This is a genomic window from Streptomyces sp. NPDC097619 (assembly GCF_040302735.1).
Classification (GTDB): domain Bacteria; phylum Actinomycetota; class Actinomycetes; order Streptomycetales; family Streptomycetaceae; genus Streptomyces.
The window spans coordinates 1-3,603 of record NZ_JBEOSD010000297.1; the positions used below are offsets into that span (position 1 = coordinate 1).

The window sequence follows — 3,603 nt, forward strand, 5'->3', positions numbered from 1 at the left end:
GCTTCCTTCGTTCTTGCGTTTCCGACTCTATCAGACCGTTTCCGTTCCGATTTCCTCGGCGCCTTTCCGGTCCCGACCGCTTTCGCGTCCGTTTCGTTTCCGGCGGTTCCGACTCTATCAGCATTTCGCACCGGGTTTTCCCCGGGTCGAATTCCTGAAGGATTCGGAGACGTACTCCACCCCATGCGAATTGCATTCGAATTAAGGGGAGTGAGGAGAGTCTAGATGGCTGATCTCGGACTGTCCAGTTCGAGTCAACCGTTCGAATCTACCTCCCCGCTTCGGCCGTGTCAACGGCGTTTGCGGGACGACGAGGAGACTAGCAGCTGAACGGGCTTGTACGCACATCAGGCCGCGGTGGGCAGGGAAGCGCTGCGGTCGGCCGCGGCGACGTCTCCCGTTTCGCCTTCCCGGGCGGCCCGGCCGCCGAGCACGTAGACATAGGCCAGGAAGGCGGCCTCGGCCACGACCCCGATGGTGATGCGGGCCCATGTGGGCAGGCCGGAGGGGGTGACGAAGCCTTCGATGACCCCGGACACGAACAACACCAGGGCCAGGCCGATGGCCATGCCGAGTGCGGCCCTGCCCTGTACGGCGAGGGCTTCCCGGCGCGTGCGGGGTCCCGGGTCGATCACCGTCCAGCCCAGTTTGAGTCCGGTGCCCGCGGCCACGAACACGGCCGTCAGCTCCAGGAGTCCGTGCGGGAGGATCAGCCCGAGGAAGGTGTCCAGGCGGCCCGCGGAGGACATCAGGCCGATGCCCACGCCGACGTTGAGCATGTTCTGGAAGAGGATCCACAGCACGGGAAGGCCCAGGAAGGCACCCAGCACCAGGCACATCGCCGCGGCCTGCGCGTTGTTCGTCCACACCTGCGCGGCGAACGAGGCCGCCGGGTGGCTGGAGTAGTAGGTCTCGTACTGGCCGCCGGGGCGGGTCATGGCACGCAGTTCGGCGGGGGCGCCGATGCTCGCCTGTACCTCGGGGTGCGCGGAGATCCACCAGCCGATGACGACGGCGAGGAGCGTGGAGAGCAGGGCCGTGGGGATCCACCAGCGCCTGCTCAGGTAGACGGCGGCCGGGAACCCGTGGGTGAGGAAGCGGGTCGCGTCGCGCCAGCCGGCCCGCCGGGTGCCCGTGACCGTGGCCCGGGCCCGCGCCACGAGCTGGGTGAGGCGGCCGGTGAGCATCGGGTCGGGCGCGGTGGACTGGATGAGCGAGAGGTGCGTGGCGGTGCGCTGGTAGAGGGAGACCAGTTCGTCGGCCTCGTCCCCGGTGAGGTGGCGGGCGCGGCGCAGCAGCTGTTCCAGCCGGTCCCATTCGGCCCGGTGGGCGGTCACGAAGACGTCGAGGTCCATCCGGCTGCTGCTCCTGCCACGGTGCGCGGTGCCATCGCCCGTACGGGTGACGGCTGACGTACTGCGATCAGCTTGGCAGACTGGCCGGACAAGGGGCAGGGCAGGTCACGCGGTGTGGAGGTCGGAGTTCGGTGAGTGCGCTGGTGACGGGGGACGCGGTGGTCCTGGGGCTGCAGCCCGCGAGGCTGCCGAGCCGGGCCCTGGCGATCACGATCGATCTGGCCGTGCAGTGGACGGTCTTCCTGGTGGCCTCGCTGGTCCTGGTCTCGGCGACCTCCTCCCTGGACGACGCGGCGCGGGCCGCCGTGCAGGTGGTGCTCTTCCTGGTGGTGCTGGTGGGCGTGCCCATCGCGGTGGAGACGCTGAGCCACGGGCGGTCCCTGGGGAAGCTGGCCTGCGGGCTGCGGGTGGTCCGGGACGACGGCGGTCCGGTGCGCTTCCGGCACGCGCTGGTGCGCGGGGCGATGGGCGTGGTGGAGCTGCTGCTGACCTTCGGGACGATCGCCTGCATCGCCTCGCTCGTGTCGGAGCGGGGCCGGCGGCTCGGGGACGTCTTCGCGGGCACCCTGGTGGTGCGGGAGCGGGTGCCGGGGGCCAAGAGCGGCTATCTGCCGCCGCCCCCGCCGTGGCTGGCCGGCGCGTTCACGCAGCTGGACCTCTCGGCCGTGCCGGAGGGGCTGTGGCTGGCGGTGCGGCAGTTCCTGTCGCGGGCCGGGCAGCTGGATCCGCACGTGGCGGCTTCGATGGCGGCCCGGCTGGGTGACGACCTGGTCCGGTACACCGGCACCCCGGCCCCGCCCGGCGTGCCGGCGGGGGCCTATCTGGCGGCGGTGGTGCACGAGCGGCAGACCCGCGACGCGCGGCGGGCCTTCGGGTCGTCGGGCGGCCCGTCGGCCGGTGCGGCGCCCGGCGCGCCGACCGGGGGCCCGGGGTATCCGGCGAACCCTTGGCAGCAACCCGCGCCGGGCGCGCAGTACGCCCCCGGTCCCATCCCTGCCCCCGCGCCGCAGACACCGCAGGCACCGGCCCCGGTGTCCTCCCCGGAGCCCCCGGCTCCGGGCGCCACCGGGACGCAGGGCTCGGGCACCGGGTTCGCCCCTCCCGCGTAGTCCGGCGGTCCCGGGCGAGGGCGTGGGCTCAGCCCCAGGGGCCGTACTCCCCTGCGTTCCCTTCGTTTCCTTCGTTCAGGTCGTCCTCCCGCGCCTCGTCCTCGTCCCCCGTGGCCGTCTCCGTGCTCTTGGGCGCGCGGGGTGGGAAGGCCGAGGGCGGGGTCTCCAGGTCCTCCAACTCGATGCCGGGGGCGGCGAGGACCACGTCACCGGCGATGTGGACGGTGTGCTGCTCCCCGGTGTCGAGGGAGCTGACCTGGTAGGCGTCCACGGCGAGCGGTCCGCTGTCGGTGGTGTGCTCCTCGCGGCCGAGCAGGGCCCATGCCTGGTCCTCGGTGCGGGGGGCGAGGACCGGATCGGTGAAGCGGACGAGCCGGACGCGGGCGGCGGGTCCGCCCGGGGTGAGGCCGAGCAGGCGGGCGGTGGCCACGAGGAAGGCCGGGGAGGTGCCGCTGAAGGCGTGTGCGCGGACGTTGCCCTCGGTGGCCTCGGTGCCGGAGGGGTCGGTGCGGACCCAGGTGACCCCGTCGAGGGCGGCGGCGCGGACCTGCCAGTCGCCGGCGTGGAGTTCGAGGCGGATCGGGCGGCCGAGGTCGTCGAGGGCGAGGTCCGCGGTCCCGGTCTGGCGGCCTTCGGGGTCGGTCGTCCGGGAGACGTAGCGCCAGCCGGAGGGGCCCGGGGCGCAGTGGAAGGTCTCCTCGCCGAGGGGCGCGTGGTCGTGGGGGTCGTGGAGGGAGTAGCGGCCGCGGGGCATGGGGCTTCCTGGGGTCTGCGGACGGGGCAGGCCCCCGGCTCGGGAGCCGGGGGCCTGCTTCGATGCTGTGGTGACGGCACCGCCGTGCCGCTCCCGGGGGTGGGAGCGGCGGGTGGGATCAGTAGCGGTAGTGGTCCGGCTTGTACGGGCCCTCGACCGTGACGCCGATGTAGTCGGCCTGCTCCTGGCGGAGGGTCGTCAGCTTGACGCCGAGGGCGTCGAGGTGGAGGCGGGCGACCTTCTCGTCGAGGTGCTTGGGCAGCGTGTAGACGCCGACCGGGTACTCCTCGGGCTTGGTGAAGAGTTCGATCTGGGCGAGGGTCTGGTCCGCGAAGGAGTTCGACATCACGAAGGACGGGTGCCCGGTCGCGTTGCCCAGGTTGAG

3 protein-coding genes and 1 pseudogene are annotated in these 3,603 nt (G+C 72.5%); 1 reads left to right on the forward strand and 3 read right to left on the reverse strand.

Translation table 11 applies throughout. The features are described from left to right. Positions 1-347 precede the first annotated feature (347 nt). Positions 348-1,355 (reverse strand): stage II sporulation protein M, encoded by a 1,008-nt coding sequence (locus ABTZ17_RS36485; protein WP_352200123.1) that lies wholly within the window; start codon positions 1,353-1,355, stop codon positions 348-350. A 131-nt stretch (positions 1,356-1,486) separates the two neighbouring features. Here ABTZ17_RS36485 and ABTZ17_RS36490 point away from each other — a divergent pair, with 131 nt between their 5' ends. Further along, complete coding sequence (locus ABTZ17_RS36490; protein WP_352200124.1) at positions 1,487-2,464, forward strand: RDD family protein; 978 nt, start codon at positions 1,487-1,489, stop codon at positions 2,462-2,464. Between the two features lie 145 nt (positions 2,465-2,609). Here ABTZ17_RS36490 and ABTZ17_RS36495 read toward each other — a convergent pair. Beyond that, a pseudogene (locus ABTZ17_RS36495) lies at positions 2,610-3,218 on the reverse strand (hypothetical protein); the annotation flags it as partial. Between the two features lie 118 nt (positions 3,219-3,336). Then, positions 3,337-3,603: adenosylhomocysteinase (locus ABTZ17_RS36500; RefSeq protein ID WP_352200125.1), on the reverse strand; the 267-nt coding region annotated here is incomplete at its 5' end.

Bases quoted from the DNA above. Each gene is read 5' to 3' on its own strand.
- ABTZ17_RS36485 (WP_352200123.1), bottom strand. From the start codon at position 1,355: ATGGACCTCGACGTCTTCGTGACCGCCCACCGGGCCGAATGGGACCGG.